Source organism: Acidimicrobiia bacterium, assembly GCA_030584185.1.
Classification (GTDB): Bacteria; Actinomycetota; Acidimicrobiia; order Spongiisociales; family UBA11373.
Map to the genome: position 1 here is coordinate 1,795,897 of CP129495.1, position 16,464 is coordinate 1,812,360.

At 69.8% G+C, this 16,464-nt stretch carries 16 protein-coding genes; 4 read left to right on the forward strand and 12 right to left on the reverse strand.

What is annotated here, in order from left to right; genetic code table 11:
- Window position 1: 1 nt before the first annotated feature.
- The 9 genes from QY307_09290 to QY307_09330 are packed head-to-tail and all read right to left on the reverse strand — an operon-like array spanning window position 2 to window position 7,279.
- The gene (locus QY307_09290; GenBank protein WKZ82265.1) at window positions 2-1,189 is read right to left on the reverse strand and encodes a CoA transferase; all 1,188 of its coding nucleotides are present in this window, start codon (window positions 1,187-1,189) and stop codon (window positions 2-4) included.
- Window positions 1,186-1,791, reverse strand: coding sequence for a helix-turn-helix domain-containing protein (locus tag QY307_09295; protein WKZ82266.1), 606 nt, complete (start codon window positions 1,789-1,791; stop codon window positions 1,186-1,188). The genes QY307_09290 and QY307_09295 overlap by 4 nt, the downstream gene beginning before the upstream one ends.
- Window positions 1,791-2,669, reverse strand: a complete 879-nt coding sequence (locus QY307_09300) for a 3-keto-5-aminohexanoate cleavage protein (protein WKZ82267.1) — start codon at window positions 2,667-2,669, stop codon at window positions 1,791-1,793. The genes QY307_09295 and QY307_09300 overlap by 1 nt, the downstream gene beginning before the upstream one ends.
- On the reverse strand, window positions 2,666-3,448 hold the full coding sequence (locus QY307_09305; protein WKZ82268.1) for an enoyl-CoA hydratase/isomerase family protein: 783 nt from the start codon (window positions 3,446-3,448) through the stop codon (window positions 2,666-2,668). Before QY307_09305 ends, QY307_09300 begins: the two co-directional genes overlap by 4 nt.
- Before the next feature lies 1 nt (window position 3,449).
- Window positions 3,450-4,241 (reverse strand): enoyl-CoA hydratase-related protein, encoded by a 792-nt coding sequence (locus QY307_09310; GenBank protein WKZ82269.1) that lies wholly within the window; start codon window positions 4,239-4,241, stop codon window positions 3,450-3,452.
- On the reverse strand, window positions 4,238-4,648 hold the full coding sequence (locus QY307_09315; protein ID WKZ82270.1) for a zinc ribbon domain-containing protein: 411 nt from the start codon (window positions 4,646-4,648) through the stop codon (window positions 4,238-4,240). Before QY307_09315 ends, QY307_09310 begins: the two co-directional genes overlap by 4 nt.
- On the reverse strand, window positions 4,645-5,091 hold the full coding sequence (locus QY307_09320; protein ID WKZ82271.1) for a Zn-ribbon domain-containing OB-fold protein: 447 nt from the start codon (window positions 5,089-5,091) through the stop codon (window positions 4,645-4,647). The genes QY307_09315 and QY307_09320 overlap by 4 nt, the downstream gene beginning before the upstream one ends.
- Window positions 5,088-6,245, reverse strand: coding sequence for a thiolase family protein (locus QY307_09325; protein ID WKZ82272.1), 1,158 nt, complete (start codon window positions 6,243-6,245; stop codon window positions 5,088-5,090). Before QY307_09325 ends, QY307_09320 begins: the two co-directional genes overlap by 4 nt.
- Entirely contained in the window at window positions 6,242-7,279 is a 1,038-nt protein-coding gene (locus QY307_09330) for a hypothetical protein (protein WKZ82273.1), read from the reverse strand. The genes QY307_09325 and QY307_09330 overlap by 4 nt, the downstream gene beginning before the upstream one ends.
- Before the next feature lie 282 nt (window positions 7,280-7,561).
- Here QY307_09330 and QY307_09335 point away from each other — a divergent pair, with 282 nt between their 5' ends.
- Window positions 7,562-8,140 (forward strand): biotin transporter BioY, encoded by a 579-nt coding sequence (locus QY307_09335; GenBank protein WKZ82274.1) that lies wholly within the window; start codon window positions 7,562-7,564, stop codon window positions 8,138-8,140.
- Window positions 8,141-8,155: 15 nt separating this feature from the next.
- Here QY307_09335 and QY307_09340 read toward each other — a convergent pair whose 3' ends face one another.
- Entirely contained in the window at window positions 8,156-8,971 is an 816-nt protein-coding gene (locus tag QY307_09340; GenBank protein WKZ82275.1) for a DUF6159 family protein, read from the reverse strand.
- 42 nt (window positions 8,972-9,013) lie between these two features.
- On the opposite strand from QY307_09340, the gene QY307_09345 reads away from it, so the two are divergent.
- From QY307_09345 to QY307_09355, 3 genes are all read left to right on the forward strand, one after another.
- On the forward strand, window positions 9,014-10,096 hold the full coding sequence (locus tag QY307_09345) for a S16 family serine protease (protein ID WKZ82276.1): 1,083 nt from the start codon (window positions 9,014-9,016) through the stop codon (window positions 10,094-10,096).
- A gap of 32 nt (window positions 10,097-10,128) precedes the next feature.
- Window positions 10,129-11,718 (forward strand): hypothetical protein, encoded by a 1,590-nt coding sequence (locus tag QY307_09350; GenBank protein ID WKZ82277.1) that lies wholly within the window; start codon window positions 10,129-10,131, stop codon window positions 11,716-11,718.
- A gap of 109 nt (window positions 11,719-11,827) precedes the next feature.
- Window positions 11,828-14,677: a UPF0182 family protein gene (locus tag QY307_09355; protein ID WKZ82278.1), complete on the forward strand. Its 2,850-nt coding sequence runs from the start codon at window positions 11,828-11,830 to the stop codon at window positions 14,675-14,677.
- Window positions 14,678-14,696: 19 nt separating this feature from the next.
- Here QY307_09355 and QY307_09360 read toward each other — a convergent pair whose 3' ends face one another.
- Window positions 14,697-15,488, reverse strand: a complete 792-nt coding sequence (locus QY307_09360; GenBank protein WKZ82279.1) for an ABC transporter permease — start codon at window positions 15,486-15,488, stop codon at window positions 14,697-14,699.
- Complete coding sequence (locus QY307_09365; GenBank protein WKZ82280.1) at window positions 15,488-16,420, reverse strand: ABC transporter permease; 933 nt, start codon at window positions 16,418-16,420, stop codon at window positions 15,488-15,490. Before QY307_09365 ends, QY307_09360 begins: the two co-directional genes overlap by 1 nt.
- Window positions 16,421-16,464: the final 44 nt, after the last annotated feature.

The following is a 16,464-nucleotide window of genomic DNA, read 5'->3' on the forward strand; positions in this document are numbered from 1 at the left end:
TTCATACGACGCCGCGCCGGCGCAGGTCGGCCACCTCTGCACGCGAGTAGCCGACCTCGGTGAGCACCTCATCTGTGTGCTCGCCGATCGTCGGGGGTCGTCTCCTCGGACGGGGGATCGAACCGTCGAAGGAGAGGGGGAGTGCCGCCACCGGGACCTCGCCGGCTCCGGGGATGGTCATCTCCTCGAAGATGTCGAGGGCCGACACCTGGGGATGGGTGAGCGCCTGTCGCGGCGTCAGCACAGGGCCCGCCGGGATCCCGGCCTCGGCGAGGTCGTCGAGAGCTGCGGCGGTGCTGCGCTCCTGGCACCACTCGGCCATGCGGCCGCACAGCAGGTCGGCGTGATCGCCCCTTCCGGCGTCGTCGCCGAACCTGGGGTCCTCGGACCACGCCGTCTCTTCGACGAGCGCCGCCCAGCGGCGGAACTGGGCGTTCCCCACCACCTGGACGACGATCCAGCCGTCCCGAGTGGCGAAGACGTCGGCGGGGGCGGCCACCTGGGCGCGGTTCCCGGTGGGGACCCGATCGCATCCGAGCACGGCCTGTTCGGCGAGCACCGGGGCGGCGATGGCCAGGGCGGTACCCAGGAGGCTCCCCTCGACGGTGCCACCTCTCCCGGTCCGCTCTCGATCCCAGAGGGCGGCCACGGTGCCGAGTGCCGCCATCGTCGCCGAGGCGAAGTCGACCCACTGCACGTATGACTTGACCGGCGCGCCGGGTCCGCCCGACAGGTGCGCCGCTCCCGACATCACCTGGCCGACGGCGTCGAACCCGGGTCGTTCCGCCCAGGGGCCGGCATCGCCGAAGGCGCTGACTGTTGTGAGCACGATGCGGGGGTCGATCGCCTCGAGGGAGGCGGCATCGATCCCCATCCTCCGCAGTGCACCGTCCGGGAGGTTGGCCACCACGACGTCGACGGTGGCCAACAGCCGCCGCAGCACCGCGGCTCCCGCCTCGCCGGTGGGGTCCAGGGTGATCCCTCGCTTGTTGCGGTTCACTTCGAGGAACATCGCCCCGTTGCCTTCGCCCCCGAGGGGCATCAGGTGACGATCCTCGCTGCCGCCCACCCGGTCGACCCGGATCACGTCGGCGCCGAGGTCACCGAGCATGGCGGCGCACAGCGGGCCGGCCACGTAGCGACCGAAGTCGAGGACCCGGAACCCGTCGAGGGGCCGGGGAGCCGTCACGGGGCGAGCGCCCTGGTGAGCAGGGCCAGGGCGGACTCGAGGTCGTCGGCATCGGGATGCTGCGGCGCCCCCAGGTGGGCCCGCCCCTCGCGCAGCACCATCATCCCGAGGAACGCCGACCACAGGAGGTCGGCCGCCACCCTGGGCTCGGCCACACCCAGGGCCGCCATCAGATCGGAGAGGCGTCGGAAGTTCTCGCCGGTCCTTCGGATCAGGTCGGTGGCCACCTCGGGGGCCACCTGCTCCGGGCGGGGATGGGCCAGGTAGGTGGAGACGTGCACGTACTCGGGGTGTCGCTCCTGCACCTCACCGAAGAACCGCCACAGCCGGTCAAGCTTCTCGGCGGGATCGCCTCCGGCGTCGAGGATGGTGTCGAGGCCTTCGGCCCAGAACTGCGACGCCTCGCCCAGCAGCGAGATCATGATCTCGTCCTTGCTGGAGAAGTAGATGAACAGGGTCGCCTCCGAGAGCTCGCATCGCTCGGCGATCTGACGGGTGGTGGTCCCGGCGAACCCATGGCGGCGCACCAGGTGGCGGGTGGCGTCGAGGATCGCCCGCCTCCGCTCCTGGCGTTCCCGCTGCCGCCGTTCCTGGGTGCCCATCAGGCCCTTCTGCCCAAGGCGAGCATCTGGCGCGCCTCGGTGGGGGAGGCCGGCTCGACTCCCAGCTCACCCATGATGCGCACCGCCTTCTCCACTATCTGGCCGTTGGAGGAGGCGAGCTCGCCGGGGCCGATGTAGACGTTGTCCTCCATGCCCACCCGCACCTGGCCGCCCATGGCCAGCACGGCCCCGAGCATGCGGAAGTGGTTGCGGGCCCCTATCGCCGACACCTGCCACACCGCACCGTCGGGGAGTCCGTCGACCAGGAACACCAGGTTCTTCACCGTCGCCTCGGTGATCTCCCCCGGGATCCCCATGACGAAGTTGATCAGCATCGGATGCTCCAGCACCTCCCGGGCGATCAGGTCGCGCACGTTGTTGAGCATCCCGGCGTGATACACCTCCAGCTCGGGTCGCACCCCGTTGTCGCGAAACTCCCTGGCCACCCGCTCCAACTCGCCGTGTGATGAGAACAGGGGCACGAAGCGGTCGTTCACCCAGGCCCCGGCGGCAGGGTCGTACCGTCCCAACAACGCCCCGCCCCCGACGCTGAAGGAGGCGATCTCGGGTCTCAGCTCGGGGACGACCCGGATCCGCTCCTCCAGGGGGATCCCGGCGACGGCGCCCCCGGTGGTCAGGTTGAGCACGGCGTCGCAGCCCGCCGCTCGGATCCCGTCGACGATGGTTCGGAAGGTCTCGACGTCCGAGGTGGCCTTCCCGGCGGCATCGCGGGCGTGGATGTGGAGGATCGCCGCCCCGGCGTTCCATGCCTCCATCGCCTGGGCGACGATCTCCTCGGGCTGTTCCGGCAGGGCGGGATTGGCCTCCTTGCCCTGTTGGGCGCCGGTGAGGGCGCAGGTGACGATGGTCCGGTTCACTTCTCGCCTCCCTCGAACTCGGCGGGCCGCTTCTCCAGGAACGAGCCCATCCCCTCCTTCTGCTCCCTGGTGAGCCAGTTGAGCACCACGGTGTTGATCGAGAAGTCGATCGCCGCCTCCAGGTCGGTGGTCATCCACTTGTGGATGATCTCCTTCTGGGTGGCCAGGGCTGGTGCCGGTTTGGAGCCCAGCAGGTCCACCCATCGCTCCACCTCCGTGCCCAGATCTGCCTGCGGGACGGCGGCGTGGATCAGCCCCCGTGCCAGGGCCTTGGCGGCATCCCAGCGTGCTCCGGTGTACGCCAGCTCGCGTGCCCCCTGGATCCCGACCGCCAGGGGCAGGATCGCCGCCTCGACGATGGCGGGGATCCCTCGATCGATGTTGGGCAGCCCGAAGGTGGAGCGATCGGAGGCGATCATGAAGTCGCAGGAGAGTGCCAGTTCCAGCCCGGCGCCCAGGCACAGCCCGTCGATGGCCGCGACGATCGGCTTCTCGGTGGTGCGCAGCGCCAGGAAGGTACGGTGCAGCTCCCGGCCCACCTCGCGCACCTCGGGTCCCGACATGTCCCGCACCCAGGCGACGTCGATCCCGGCGCTGAACGCCCGGTCCGAAGCCGAGTCGATCAGGATCACGCCCACCTCGGGATCGGCGGCAGCCTCCTCCAGGGCGTGTCGGATCTCGGTGAGCATCGTCGCGTCGATGGCGTTGAGCACCTCCGGACGAGCGAGCGTCATGTGGTAGGTGCGTCGCTGGCGCCTGCAGGCGATGGTCGTGGTCATCTCATCTCCCCTCGAATCTGGGTGGTCGCTTCTCCTTGAAGGCGGCGAGGCCCTCCTGGACGTCTTCGGTCTGGCGCAGCGGCTCGGCGATCAGCTGCTCGAATCGGAGGCCGTCGGCCAGGGGGAGGTGGCGTCCACCGCGCACGGCGGTGAGGACCGCCTCGATGGAGAGCGGGGCGTTGGCGGCGATCCGTTCGGCCACACGAATGGCCTCCGGGAGCAGGTCCCCGGCGGCGACCACCCGGCTCACCAGCCCGCAACGCAGGGCGGTGGCGGCGTCGATGGGGTCGCCGGTGAGCAGCATCTCCATCGCCACCGCCGCCGGGATCGCCCTGGGGAGCCGCTGGGTGCCGCCCGCCCCCGGCATCAGGCCCCAGCGCACCTCGGGGAGCCCGAAGGTGGCGTTCTCCGCGGCGAGGCGCAGATCGCAGGCCAGCGCCATCTCCAGCCCTCCGGCGAGGCAGGCGCCGTTCACGGCGGCGATGATCGGCTTGGCCACCTCAAGGTTGCGGGTGATGCCGCCCAACCCCGGTTCGGTCTCGGCGTGGCGCCGCCGCTCCATCGGGGTCATCGAGCGGTACCAGTCGCCAACGTGCTTGAGGTCGGCTCCGGCGCAGAAGGCGCGGTCCCCGGCGCCGGTGAGGACTGCCACCCGCAGGGCGGGATCGGCGGCGAAGCGGCGCCACGCCTCGACGAGATGCCACCCGGTCTCCGGGTCGATGGCGTTGCGCGCCTCCGGCCGGTCGATGGTGATCACCAGCACGGCATCGTGCCGATCCTCCCTGATGCTCATGGTGTCGCCTCCGTTGGCTCGAATCCGTCGATGTCGGTGATGCTGCCGCGGCGTTCGGCGGCGAAGCGGGGGCGAAGGCGGGCGCTGTGACGCCACGACGAGGGTTCGCCGAGCAGGCGGTGAAGCATGTCGGTTCCGGCACCGTCGAGCCGGATCAGGCCGAAACCGCCGCGCACCGGATCGAAGGTGCGGGCGACGAGCACGCCTTCCGGCCCGACCGGAACCAGGTCGCCGGTGCGTTCGCCGCACCGCGGGCAGAAAGAACGAGCCGGTGTGACCACGAGGTCGCAGCCGGGGCACCGCGCACCCAGGATCTCGGCACGATCCTGCAGTGCGGCCAGGAACGCCGATGTCGCCGGGCCTGCGGCGTAGGTGAAGGTCAGGTGGATCGACCCTTCGTGGATCATCGGATCACCTCGAAGTGGAGTATGTCGTCCATCGCCCCTCGCCGCTCGGGCCGCCACACCGCCTGCACCCTGTCGCCGATCCGCGGCTCGACACCGTCCGGCAGCTGGAGGTAGTGGTTGAGGGTGGTGTCGGCGCCGTCGAGCCGGATCAGCCCCATGCCGTAGGGTGAGGGGCGCATCTCGCCGGATCGCCCGTCGCGGATGGGCAGGTGAACCAGGGTCCACGCCTCCAGGACGCCCCGGTCCGTCACCGGCACCCACTCCGTGATCGCCAGCCGGCATCGCCCGCAGAACGGGCGCGGCGGCAGGTAGCGCCTCCCACAGCCGGTGCAGCGCCCCGCCTCCAGGCGGCCCTCGGCCACACCTTCGAGGAACCGCCGCATGGGTGCGGAGGCGGCGTAGCGCCAGGTGAGGTCCATCTCGGCCGAGACCGACCCGGTCATGGCTCCTCCGATCTCATCACGATCACATCGCTCCAGGCGTACACCCCGTACCCGGTGGCGAGGGCGGTGGCCGCCCCGGGAACCTGATGCTCTCCGGCGCGGCCCATCAGCTGCGCCGCCGCCTCGGCGACCCGGATCACCCCGGAGGCGCCGACCGGATTGGTGGAGAGCACCCCGCCTGACGGGTTCACCGGAAGCGTGCCCTCCATCGAGGTGATGCCCTCGTCGATGAGCCTTCCCGCTTCGCCCTCCGGGCAGAAGCCGAGGGCCTCGTACCACGCCAGCTCGGCGTAGGTGACCGGCTCGTAGATCTCGGCCACATCGATGTCGGACAGGGGATCGCCGATGGCGGCCTTGGAGTACGCCTCGGCGGCGGCGGAGCGCAGCGCCTCCATGGTGGCCATGCGACGGTCCAGGTCGCCCAGGTAGGGCTGGTCGTGGCGGGTCGAGGCGGCGTGTACCCAGGCGGCAGGGGTGGCCATGTCGCGGGTGGCGCCGGCCGAGGCGACGACGATGGCGGCGGCGCCGTCCGACTGCGGGCACATGTCGAGCATCCGCAGCGGGTGGGCCAGCATGCGCGACTCGAGGACCTGCTCCACGGTGAGATCGGGCATCTGCAGGTGGGCGTGGGGGTTGCGGGCGGCGTTGTGGCGCGCCTTCACCGCCACCTGGGCCGCCTGGCGTTCGGTGACGCCCCGCGCCGCCATGTACTGCGATATGGAGAGGGCGAAGTTGCCCACGGCACCCGACGCCACGGCCCGGTCCCAGAACGGGTCGGTCAGAGCCATTCCGGTTTGGGTGTGACCTTCGGAGTGTTTCTCGAATCCGACCACCAGCACCAGGTCGAAGGCACCCGAGCCCGCCTGGTGGAACCCGGCGATGCAGGCGCTGGTGCCCGAGGTGCCGCCGGTGGCGACCTTGAGGCAGGGCCTGCCCGTGGCGTATGCCGCCTCGCCCACCCACAGCTCGGGATGGAGCCTTCCCTCGAACAGCTCCATGTTGGAGATGATCACGGCGTCGAGGTCGTCGGGTCGCAGCCCGGCATCGGTGAGGGCGGCGGAGGCGGCCTCTCGCACCAGGTCGGCCTGCGAGGCGTCGTCGCGGGCGCGGGTGTGCCGGGTCTGACCGGTGCCGATCACCGCCACCGGGTTCATCGTCCCTCCACCACTGCCACCGCCTGGCCCTGGCCCGCCGGCCCCCAGGTCCCGTGGGCCAGGGCCCGTGTATTGGCTCTTCCACCGACAGCTCGTGCCGCCGCCAGCAGCCGGGAGAGCCCGGCAACCAGAGGCATCGCCCCGGCGAAGAGCCCGCCGCCGGGCACGAGGGAAGTTCCGGGGCCGACTCCGGTGGCGGCGACGAAGAGGTCCTCCTCGTGCGGGAACCGGCATGAGGGGGCGACCAGGGCGATGGCGGTGGCGGGGTCGTCGACTCCGGCCTGGCGGTAGGCGCGTTCGCAGGCGCGGGCCAGTCCGTCCCAGCGCACCAACGACCTGTCGGGGTGGTGGGCGGCGAGGTCGTGCCCGACCCCGGTGATCACCGGAGTCGCGTCGTCGGCCGCCCCGTCGAGGATGACGGCGCACGCTCCGTCGGCGAGGGGTGCCCCGATGGCGGCGGTGATCGGTTCGGCCAGGGGCTCGGCCTCCAGGATCGCCGCCGGGGATCTGCGCACTCCTGCAGTGGCGAATCTGCGGGCGGCGACGCCGGCCCAGCGGCGCATGGCTGCCTCGGGGTCGTCGCCGGCCACGAGGTCGGCCTGGAGCCCGGAGACGATGGCGAAGTCGACACCGAGCGGCTGCAGCAGGATCGGGTCCATCGCCCACGGCGTGAGGTCGCGGTGCGGCGCCATCGACGGCTTGCAGTGGGCCACCACCAACACTCGCCGGTAGGCGCCGGAACGGATCTGGTGCACGGCGTGAATGGCCGCAGCCAGGCCGTCTGCGGCGATCCGGGTCTCCGGGGCCATGACCCCGCCCACAACTTCGGTGACGGCGATGTTCGATGCGGTGAGGCCGTCGTAGAGATCGGCGGAGGCGGTGACGGTGGCGTCGAGGTCGTCCCATCCGCAGCCGGCATCGTCGAGGGCGCCGAGCACCGCCTCGAGGACCATCTCCGGGATGGAGCGGGGGTCCTCGACGACCGGGCCCACCTCGTGACCGCCGAGGACGCCCACCGGTGCTGCCTGGGGCATGGGGGAAGGATAGCGTTTGGTGATGAACGGCGCTCAGTAGATGAGTGACGTTCAGTATGTGAGAGACGGGGAATGGAGGGTGTGGCGCGTCTCCTCCCCCGCAGGGGGAGGAGACGCGCCACGTGACAGAGGTTTCGTAGGGTCTGCCCCCTCCCGGCTTCGCCGTGCTTTCCCTGCGGGGGGGAGGAAAGCCCGACTCGAACGCACAGGGTGCGACAAGGTGTGTGACGCGTCCCCGCCCCCGACCCGGAGGAGATGGTCGCTGCTCGCTACCCTCGGACCATGACCACCGCACCAGGCGTCATCGCCGTCCGCATCATTCCCAGGACCCAGATCGCCACCGCCGTCGTCGGGTTCGCTCTGCTCACCGCGGCCGCAGCCCAGGTGACCTTCCCCCTGTGGTTCACGCCGGTCCCGATCACGGGGCAGACCTTCGTGGTCCTGCTCGCCGGGGCCACCCTCGGGGTGCGCGCCGGCGCCGCCTCCCAGGGGCTGTATGTGATGCTGGGCGCAATCGGACTTCCGTTCTACGCCGGCGGAGAGGGTGGTTGGTCGGCGGCGACCGGTGCCACCGGCGGGTATCTGGTCGGTTTCGTCATGGCGGCGGCGCTCGTCGGGGCGCTCGCCGAGAGGGGCCACGACCGCAACCCGCTGACCGCCATTCCCGCCTTCCTCGCCGGGACGGCCGTGATCTACCTGGTCGGTGTCGCCTGGCTGGCCCGCGTTCTCCAGGTCGGCGCCACCGAGGCCATGGAGCTGGGCATGGTGCCGTTCGTCCTGGGCGATCTGGTCAAGGTGGCGCTGGCCGGGCTGGCCCTTCCGGCGGTGTGGCGGATGGTGGGGGAGATCCCGAAGGGTTGACGGGCCGGGTGCCGCCTACTTGGCGGTGAACGCCCGTGCCATCGCCCCCGCGCCGAAGCCCGTCGGATCCTGCCCGACGGCGTAGCGGTACAGGGCGGTCTGGAAGATCCCGTTGAGGGTGGCCATCACCAGGCTCACCAGCAGGATCCAACCGATCCCGACGAGCATCAGGATCACCAGGATCGCCCCGCCGGCGGCGACCCCGATGGCGATGGCTGCGGCTGCGGGCAGGGCGGCGAGGAACCCGAGAAGTCCGAACCCCACCTGGGCGGCCACGTTCTCGCCCCAGGTGCGCTTGAACATCGCCCCGGAGCGGCGGACAGCCTCGCCGACACCGACGTCCTCGACGACCAGGACCGGGATCACCAGGAAGGTGACCAGCGCCCAGGCGACTCCGGCGATGGCCGACACCACCTTGCCGAGCATCCCGGCTCTCTCCTCGATGGCACGCAGGATCAGCGACACCGTGGCGGAGACGATCGCCCAGGGAAGGATGCGGTGCACACGCCCGACCGCCCCCCGTAACGCCGAACCGAGGGTCGGGTCGCCTCCGGACATCCGTTCGTGGGCCGCATGGACCAGGGCTGCGTTGAAGAAGATGGTGATGAAGGCCAGTGCCAGGTACATGACGCCGAGCAGCACGTAGTCGGGTGTGCCCAGGGTGCACTCGGCTTCCAGGTCGCAGCCCGACAGCACGGGGACCAGGAAGGTTGCCGCCACCGCCAGCGTCGCCAGTAGCGACATCGCCGGCAGCAGGAGCAGCTCCTTGTCCGACTTGAGCACCCGCCAGGATGCGCCCGCCAGTTCGATCGTGTTGGAGATGCGGCTCATGATGACGACTGTACCCGGGACCTCGTTACGATCCCTGGAGCCTTGATCGATCCCGTGGAACCCGTCGAACCGGTGGAAGTCGCCACCCGCCGCCTCCCCCGGTGGCCCTGGGTGATGCTTGCCTCTTTCCTGCTCACCGGGCTCGCCGTGTTCCTTCTCTGGCCGGTGAAACTGCCCTATTACGCCATGTCCCCTGGGCCGGTGGAGGACGTGGCCGATCTGATCACCGTGACCGACGCCGCGGTGTACGAATCGGAGGGCACCATCTACCTGCTCACCGTCGGCCTGCGCGAGGTGAACGCCTTCGAGTGGTTCGAGGCAAAATTCATCGACGACCGGGTCGACCTCCTGGATCGCGACGTGGTCCGGCCGCCCGGCGTGTCGCAGGAGCAGGTGACCCGCACCAACCTGGAGGCGATGAACGAGTCGATCGACACCGCCGTGTACGTGGCTTTGAGCCGGCTCGGGTACGAGGTGGGCTTCTCCGGTGACGGCGTGGAGGTGCTCCAGGTCGTGGAGGGGGCGCCTGCCGACGGCGTGATCGAGGTCGGGGACCGCTTCCAGGTGGTCGCCGGCCAGAACGTCTCCACGGCGGAGGAGGCCGCGGCGCTGATCCGCACCTATGCGATCGGCGACACCATCTCCCTCACCGGCACCCGGGGCGACCAGCCTCTCACCGTGTCGGTGACGCTCGGCGCTCATCCCGACATCGAGGGGGCTCCCCTGGTGGGGGTGGTGTTCGACACCGTCGGCCTCGAACTCGTGCTGCCGGTGGACGTCGAGGTCGACTCTCGCAACATCGGCGGTCCCTCGGCCGGCATGACCTACGCCTTGACGATCATCGACCTGCTCACCCCGGGAGACCTCACCGGTGGCCACGTCATCGCCGGCACCGGCACGATTCGTTTCGACGAGACCGTGGGTGCGATCGGCGGGGTGCGCCAGAAGGTGTTCGCCGCCCGGGCCGTCGGCGCCGAGGTGGTGTTCGTCCCCACCGCCAACTACGAGGATGCTCTCACCGCAGAGGGTGACGGCATCGAAATCGTCCCCGTGGAGACCCTTCAGGACGCCCTCGACTACCTGGCGCTGTTGGAACCGGCCACGGTCGAGGCCGCATCGGGCTGAGATCCCCGACTTCCCCGGGTATCGTGCCGGGGATGGGCGACGACGACCTCGGACCCGAGGGTTTCGGGACACGCGGCATTCCCTCCGCCAGGCGTGGATACGACAAGCGCGTCGTCGACACCCTGGTGTCGGAAGCGGTGGAACGCTGGGGTGAGTTGAAGCGCCTCTACGACGAGCTGCGTCAGGCGGTGGATGCGTCCGGCGGGCTGGAGAACCTGCAGCGGGACGTCTCGGCGGTCGGCGAGGAGGTGAACCGCATCCTCGAGGCTGCCCGCGATGCCGGCGAGGGGATGCGGCTCCGGGCTCTCGCCGACTCGGAACAGCTCGGTCACGAGGCGACCGCCGCCGCCGCCGAGATGATCGCCGAGGCCGAGGCACAGGCCTTCGAACTGCGCCGCGAAGCCTGGGAGACCGGCACGGAGCTGCTCGACCTGGTGAGGCAGCTGGCCGGTGAGATCCTTGCGGAGGCCGCCGACGAGGCCGCATTGATACGCGCCGAGGCCGAGAAGGAGGCGCACCGTCGCCTCGCCCTGGCCCGCAAGGAGCAGGACGAGATGATTCGCTCGACGCGTTTCGAGATCGATCGTCATGTGGCGCAGGCCCGCGACCTCGCCGCCGAGATGCTCTCTGGCGAGTCGACCGAGGAGACCATGCTGTCGGCGGAGACGTCGTCGGAGGAGCGTCGGCGCCGGCTCATGTCCGAGATCGATCGGCTGCGGGCGGCGAAGGGGATCGAGGGCGTGAAGGTGCTCTCGGCCACACCGCCGCCCGAAGACGACGAGATCCTGTTTGGGGAGCTCGACCCGCAGGCTCCGGGCCTGAGCGAGGCGCTCGCCGCCGAGGTGGAGCGCCTCTCGGGAGAGCGGCCCGACACACGCCCCGTGTCGCCCCCATCGCCCTCCGGGCCGGCGGCGAGACCGGCTCCAGCCACTGGCGACGACCTGGGGACGCTCTTCGAGGCGTTGCGAACCCCGGTTCAGGGGTCGCTGCAGATGGACGAGCCCAGCGACGCCGTGAGCCTGCGGGAGCGCGTGCTGTTGCCGCTGCACAACGTGGGGGTGAGGGAGATCAAGCGGCGCGTGGTCGACCTGCAGAACGCCGCCCTGGCCGGACTGCGCCAGGGATCCTGGGTTCCGGACCCCGCCGAGTTCGCCGACGACCTGCACCCCGCCCTGGAGCCGGCGATCACCAAGGCTGCTGCCGCCGGGCTCGACGCCGCCCGGGTCCTGGCCGGTGTCGAGGGCGCCCGGCCCGGTAGGCCTCGTCGGGCGCACGACCTGGTGGTGGCGATGACCCAGGAGCTGGCCTCGCAGCTGCGGGCCGGAATCGCCGGAAACGGCGGCGACCCGTCGTCGCAGGTGAGCCGTGTCTTCCGGGCCTGGCGGACCGACGAGGCCGAGCGATGGGTGCGCGCCGTCGTCGATGCCGCCTATCACGATCAGCTGCTCGAGGCCCTCGCCGGTGCCGGATTCACCTCGGTTCGGGCGGTGGCGCCCGGCGCCACCTGCACCGAGTGCCCGGCGGCGGGGGAGATCACCTGGGACCCTGCGGGTGCACCGCCGGACGGTTACCGTCTCCCCCCGGCACACCCCGGATGCACCTGCACGATCACACCCGCCTGACCCACCCCGCATCCGCTCTCGCCCACCCCCTTATGATGGGGCGCCAATGATCTCTCGCGACCCCTCACCCGTCCCGTTCCGTCGTCGCTCTGTCTCGCGCGGGAGGCGGATGCTCATCGTGATCGGTGTGCTCGCCCTGATCCTGCTTCTCTCCCTGCGCGGGCTGGCCACCTTCTGGACCGACTACCTCTGGTTCGACTCGGTGGGACTGGGTTCGGTGTGGACAACGCTGATCTTGAGCCGGGTGATGCTGGTCCTGGTGGGCACCGCCGCTGCCTTCGGGCTCATGTTCCTCAACCTGGTGCTCGCCGACCGGCTGGCGCCGCGCACCCCTCTGCTGGCCGGCAGCCCCGACGAGGAGCTGGTCGAGCGGTACCAGGAGTGGGTCACCCCGAGGGTTCTCAAGTTCCGGCTGGCCGTGTCGGGCGTCTTTGGACTCCTCATCGGACTCGGCGCCGGGGGCTGGTGGGAGAACTGGCTGCTCTACTCGAACCGGCAGGCGTTCGGCATCACCGATCCGGTTTTCGGCAACGACGTCGGCTTCTACGTCTTCCAGGTGCCGCTGTATCGAGACGTATTCGGGTGGGCGTTCCAGTTCTTCCTGATCGCCACGATCGTCGTCGCCGCCCTCCACTACCTGAACGGCGGGATCCAGTTCACGCCGAGGCGGCCGCTGGTGGCTGCCGGGGTAAAGGTCCACCTCTCGGTGCTGCTGGCGATCATGGCGATCCTCAAGGCCGGTGGCTACTGGCTGGACCGCTTCGACCTGCTCCACAGCTCGCGTGGCGCCGCCTACGGGGCCACCTACACCGACGTCAACGCCCAGCTTCCGGCGCTCAACCTGCTGATCGGGATCTCCCTGGTGGCGGCGGTCCTGTTGCTGGTCAACATCCGGTTCCGGGGCTGGACCCTGCCCGCCGTCGCCTTCGGGCTGTGGTTGGTGACCTCGGTCGCCCTGGGCGGGATCTGGCCGGCGATGGTGCAGCGCTTCTCGGTCCAGCCCGACGAGATCAACAAGGAGCTGCCGTTCGTGGAGCGCAACATCGCCTTCACCCGCGAGGCCTACGGGCTGGACGCAGTGGAGGTGCGCGACTTCGCCGCCGACGCTTCCCTGGGCGGTGAGGACCTGGCCGCCAACGGTGACACCATCGACAACATCCGGCTGTGGGATCCGACCGTTCTGCTCACCACCTATCGCCAGCTCCAGGAGCTGCGGCCCTTCTATCAGATCAAGGACATCGACGTCGACCGCTACGACATCGACGGACTGTTGACCCAGGTGATGCTGGCTTCGCGTGAGCTCGACGACTCCGGGCTCCCCGACAGCGGGTGGGTCAACAAGCACCTGGTGTTCACCCACGGATACGGGGCGGTGGTCAGCCCGGCCAACACCGTCACTTCGGAGGGCCAGCCCGCCTTCCTGGTCAAGGACATCGGCGTCGGCAGCTCGGCGTCGGCTTCGCTCGCCATCGACCAGCCGCGCATCTACTTCGGGGAAGGCGTCGAGCCGGGCTCCTATGTGATCGTGGGCACCAAGGAGCAGGAAGTGGACTTCCCGCTCGAGTCGGGCGAGGACACGGTCGCCTTCAACTCATACGACGGCGCCGGGGGGATCGAGGTGGGCTCGATATTCCGTCGCGCCGCCTTCGCCCTCCGCTTCGCCGACGTCAACACGCTGATCTCGGGTCAGATCACCTCGGACAGCCGCGTCCTCATGGTGCGCAACATCCGGGAGATCGTGACCAAGGCGGCGCCGTTCCTCTACCCGGATTCCGATCCCTACCTGGTGGTGGCCGACGAGCGCCTGGTCTGGATCCAGGACCTGTACACGGTCACCGACCGCTACCCGTACTCGACTCCGGCGGGCGACGACACATCCACCGCCCAGGAGCGCCCCGCCACCGGCCGACTGAGCGCAGCCAACGCCGCTCTCCCATCCGACTTCAACTACATCCGCAACTCGGTGAAGGCGACCATCGACGCCTTCGACGGGACCCTGCGGTTCTACGTCGTTGACGAGACCGACCCGATGGTTCGCACCTACCGGTCGATCTTCCCCGACCTGTTCTCTGCGTTCGCCGAGATGCCGGCCAGCCTGCAGGAGCACCTGCGCTACCCGGAGGACCTGTTCCGCGTGCAGAGCGACGTCTACACCCGGTATCACGTCACCGACTCCCGGGTGTTCTTCAACAACAGCGATCCGTGGCAGATCGCACGCGATCCGTCCACGACGCCCCGTGAGGACCTGCGCGTCGCCTTCACCGCCGACAACAGGCCGATGGTCCCCTACTACCTCCTGATGCGGCTCCCCGGCGAGGAGGACCAGTCCTACCTGGCCCTGCAGGCGTTCACCGCCGCCACCAGGCCGAACATGGTCTCCTTCCTCGTGGCCAAGTCGGACGTGGCCGAGTACGGCGATCTCATCGACTTCGAGCTGCCCCGCGACTCGTTCGTGGATGGGCCCGGCCAGATCGGTGCCCGCATCAACCAGGACCCGGACATCTCGCGCGAGTTCACCCTGCTCGGGCAGGAGGGCTCGGAGGTGATCCAGGGCAACATGCTGGTGGTGCCCATCGAGCAGTCGATCCTCTATGTGCAGCCGATCTACCTGAGTGCCCGAACCAACGGCGGTTCCGAGCTCGTCGCCCTTCCCGAGTTCAAGCGGGCCATCGTCGTGTTCGGCGACAGCATCGAGATGCGCGACACCCTCGCCGAGGCACTGGCCGCGGTGTTCGGGGACACCCCGGGGGTCGAACCCGATCCCGACGATCCCAGCCTTCCCGACGAGGTGACCGAGGCGGTCGCCGAGCTCCTCGCCCGGGCCGACGAGGCTTTCGCCCGGGCCGACGTGGCTCTGCGCGGCGCTGATCTGGCCACATTCCAGTCGGAGGTGGCCGAGGCGCAGCGGCTGATCGCCCAGGCTCAGGTGCTCCTCGAAGAGGCCCTGGCCGAGGGCTGAGTCCCTCGATCCGCCTGTCCTAGGCCTGCCCTTCCGAGCCGCGGGTCAACCGTGTCGCCAGCACGATGGGGATGAAGGTGATCGCCACCACCGCCAGGGCCACCACGTTGGTGATCGGGCGCTGCCGCGGCCGCACCAGCGAGGAGAACATCCAGATCGGCAGGGTCTGCTGGTTCCCGGCGGTGAAGGTGGTGACGATGATCTCGTCGAAGGAGAGGGCGAAGGCCAGCATCCCCCCGGCGATCAGGGCGGGGCGGATCTGGGGGAGCAGCACGTGGCGGAAGGTCTGCCAGCCGTTGGCCCCCAGGTCGGCCGATGCCTCCAGCAGCGAGGTGGAGGTGCGCCGCATCCGGGCCACCACGTTGTTGTAGGCGATGGCCACGGCGAAGGTGGCGTGCCCGATGACGATCGTCCAGAACGAGAAGGGGATCCCCCCGATGGAGATCGCCGAACGCAGGGCGATCCCGGTGACGATGCCGGGGAGGGCGATGGGGAGCACGATGAACAGCGAAACCGCCTCCCGGCCGAAGAACCTGCGTCGCCACACCGCCGCCGCCGCCATCGAGCCCATCACCAGGGCGATGGCGGTGGCGGTGGCCGCCACCCGCATCGACAGCCACATGGCGTCGCGGACGTCGCCGTTGTTCCATGCCACTCCGAACCAGTCCAGGGTGAATCCGGGGGGCGGGAAGGTGAACGCCGACGACTCGGTGGTGAAGGCGTAGAGGAAGACGATCAGGATCGGGATGTGCAGGAAACCGATCACCGCCCAGGTGGAGACCTGCAACCCGAGGTGGCGACGCTCCGACATCACAGTGCCTCGAAGGCGCCGGCGCGCCTGGCGATGTAGAGGTAGATGCCCATGATCACGATCGGGAAGAAGGTGAACGCCGCCGCCAGCGGCAGGTTCCCGGCGACGCCCTGGTAGGAGTAGATGGCGAGCCCGACGAACGGCGACGAGTCGCCGATGATGGTCGGGATGATGTAGTCCCCCAGGGTGAGCGAGAAGGTGAAGATCGACCCGGCGGCGATCCCGGGGATCGCCAGCGGCCAGGTGACGGTGCGGAAGGTCTGGATGGGCCGGGCTCCGAGATCGGCAGAAGCCTCCAGGTAGGAGCGGGGCACGCGGTCCAGGGCGGCGTGGATCGGCAGGATCATGTAGGGCAGCCAGATGTAGACGAAGACGATGAACTGGCCGAGCGCCGATGCGGAGAGCGACGGGCCTCCGATGACCGGTGTCGCCAGGGCGGCGTCGAGCAGGACGTTGAGGTGCAGCTTGTCGATGAACCAGAAGAGGATCCCCTCCCGGGCCAGGATCAGCTTCCAGGAGTACACGCGCACCAGGTACGAAGACCACAGGGGGATGAGGATCAGCACGAAGAACAGCGCCCGCAGCCGCTTCCCGGCGTAGCGCACCGCGTAGTAGGCGATGGGGAAGGCGATGATCGCCGACCCGATGGTGACCGCCGTGGCCATCAGCGTGGTGCGGATGGCGATGGAGATGTTGGAGTCGGTGAACAGGTCGCCCCAGGTGTCCAGGGTGAGGGTGTGGTCGACGGTCCCGGAGAAGTCGTCGAGGCTGAAGAACGACTGGGAGAGCAGGGCGATCAGCGACCCGCCGTACACGCCCACCACCCACAGCATCGGCAGGCCGAGCAGCAGGGCGAGCCGCAGCCGGGGCCGCCGGTGGAGGGCCACCGAGATGCGCGTGGTGAGTCGGGTGGCCCGGGCGTCGGTGGTCATGGGAGGAGGGTGCCGGGGGCCCGAAGGCCCCCGGCACGATCCGC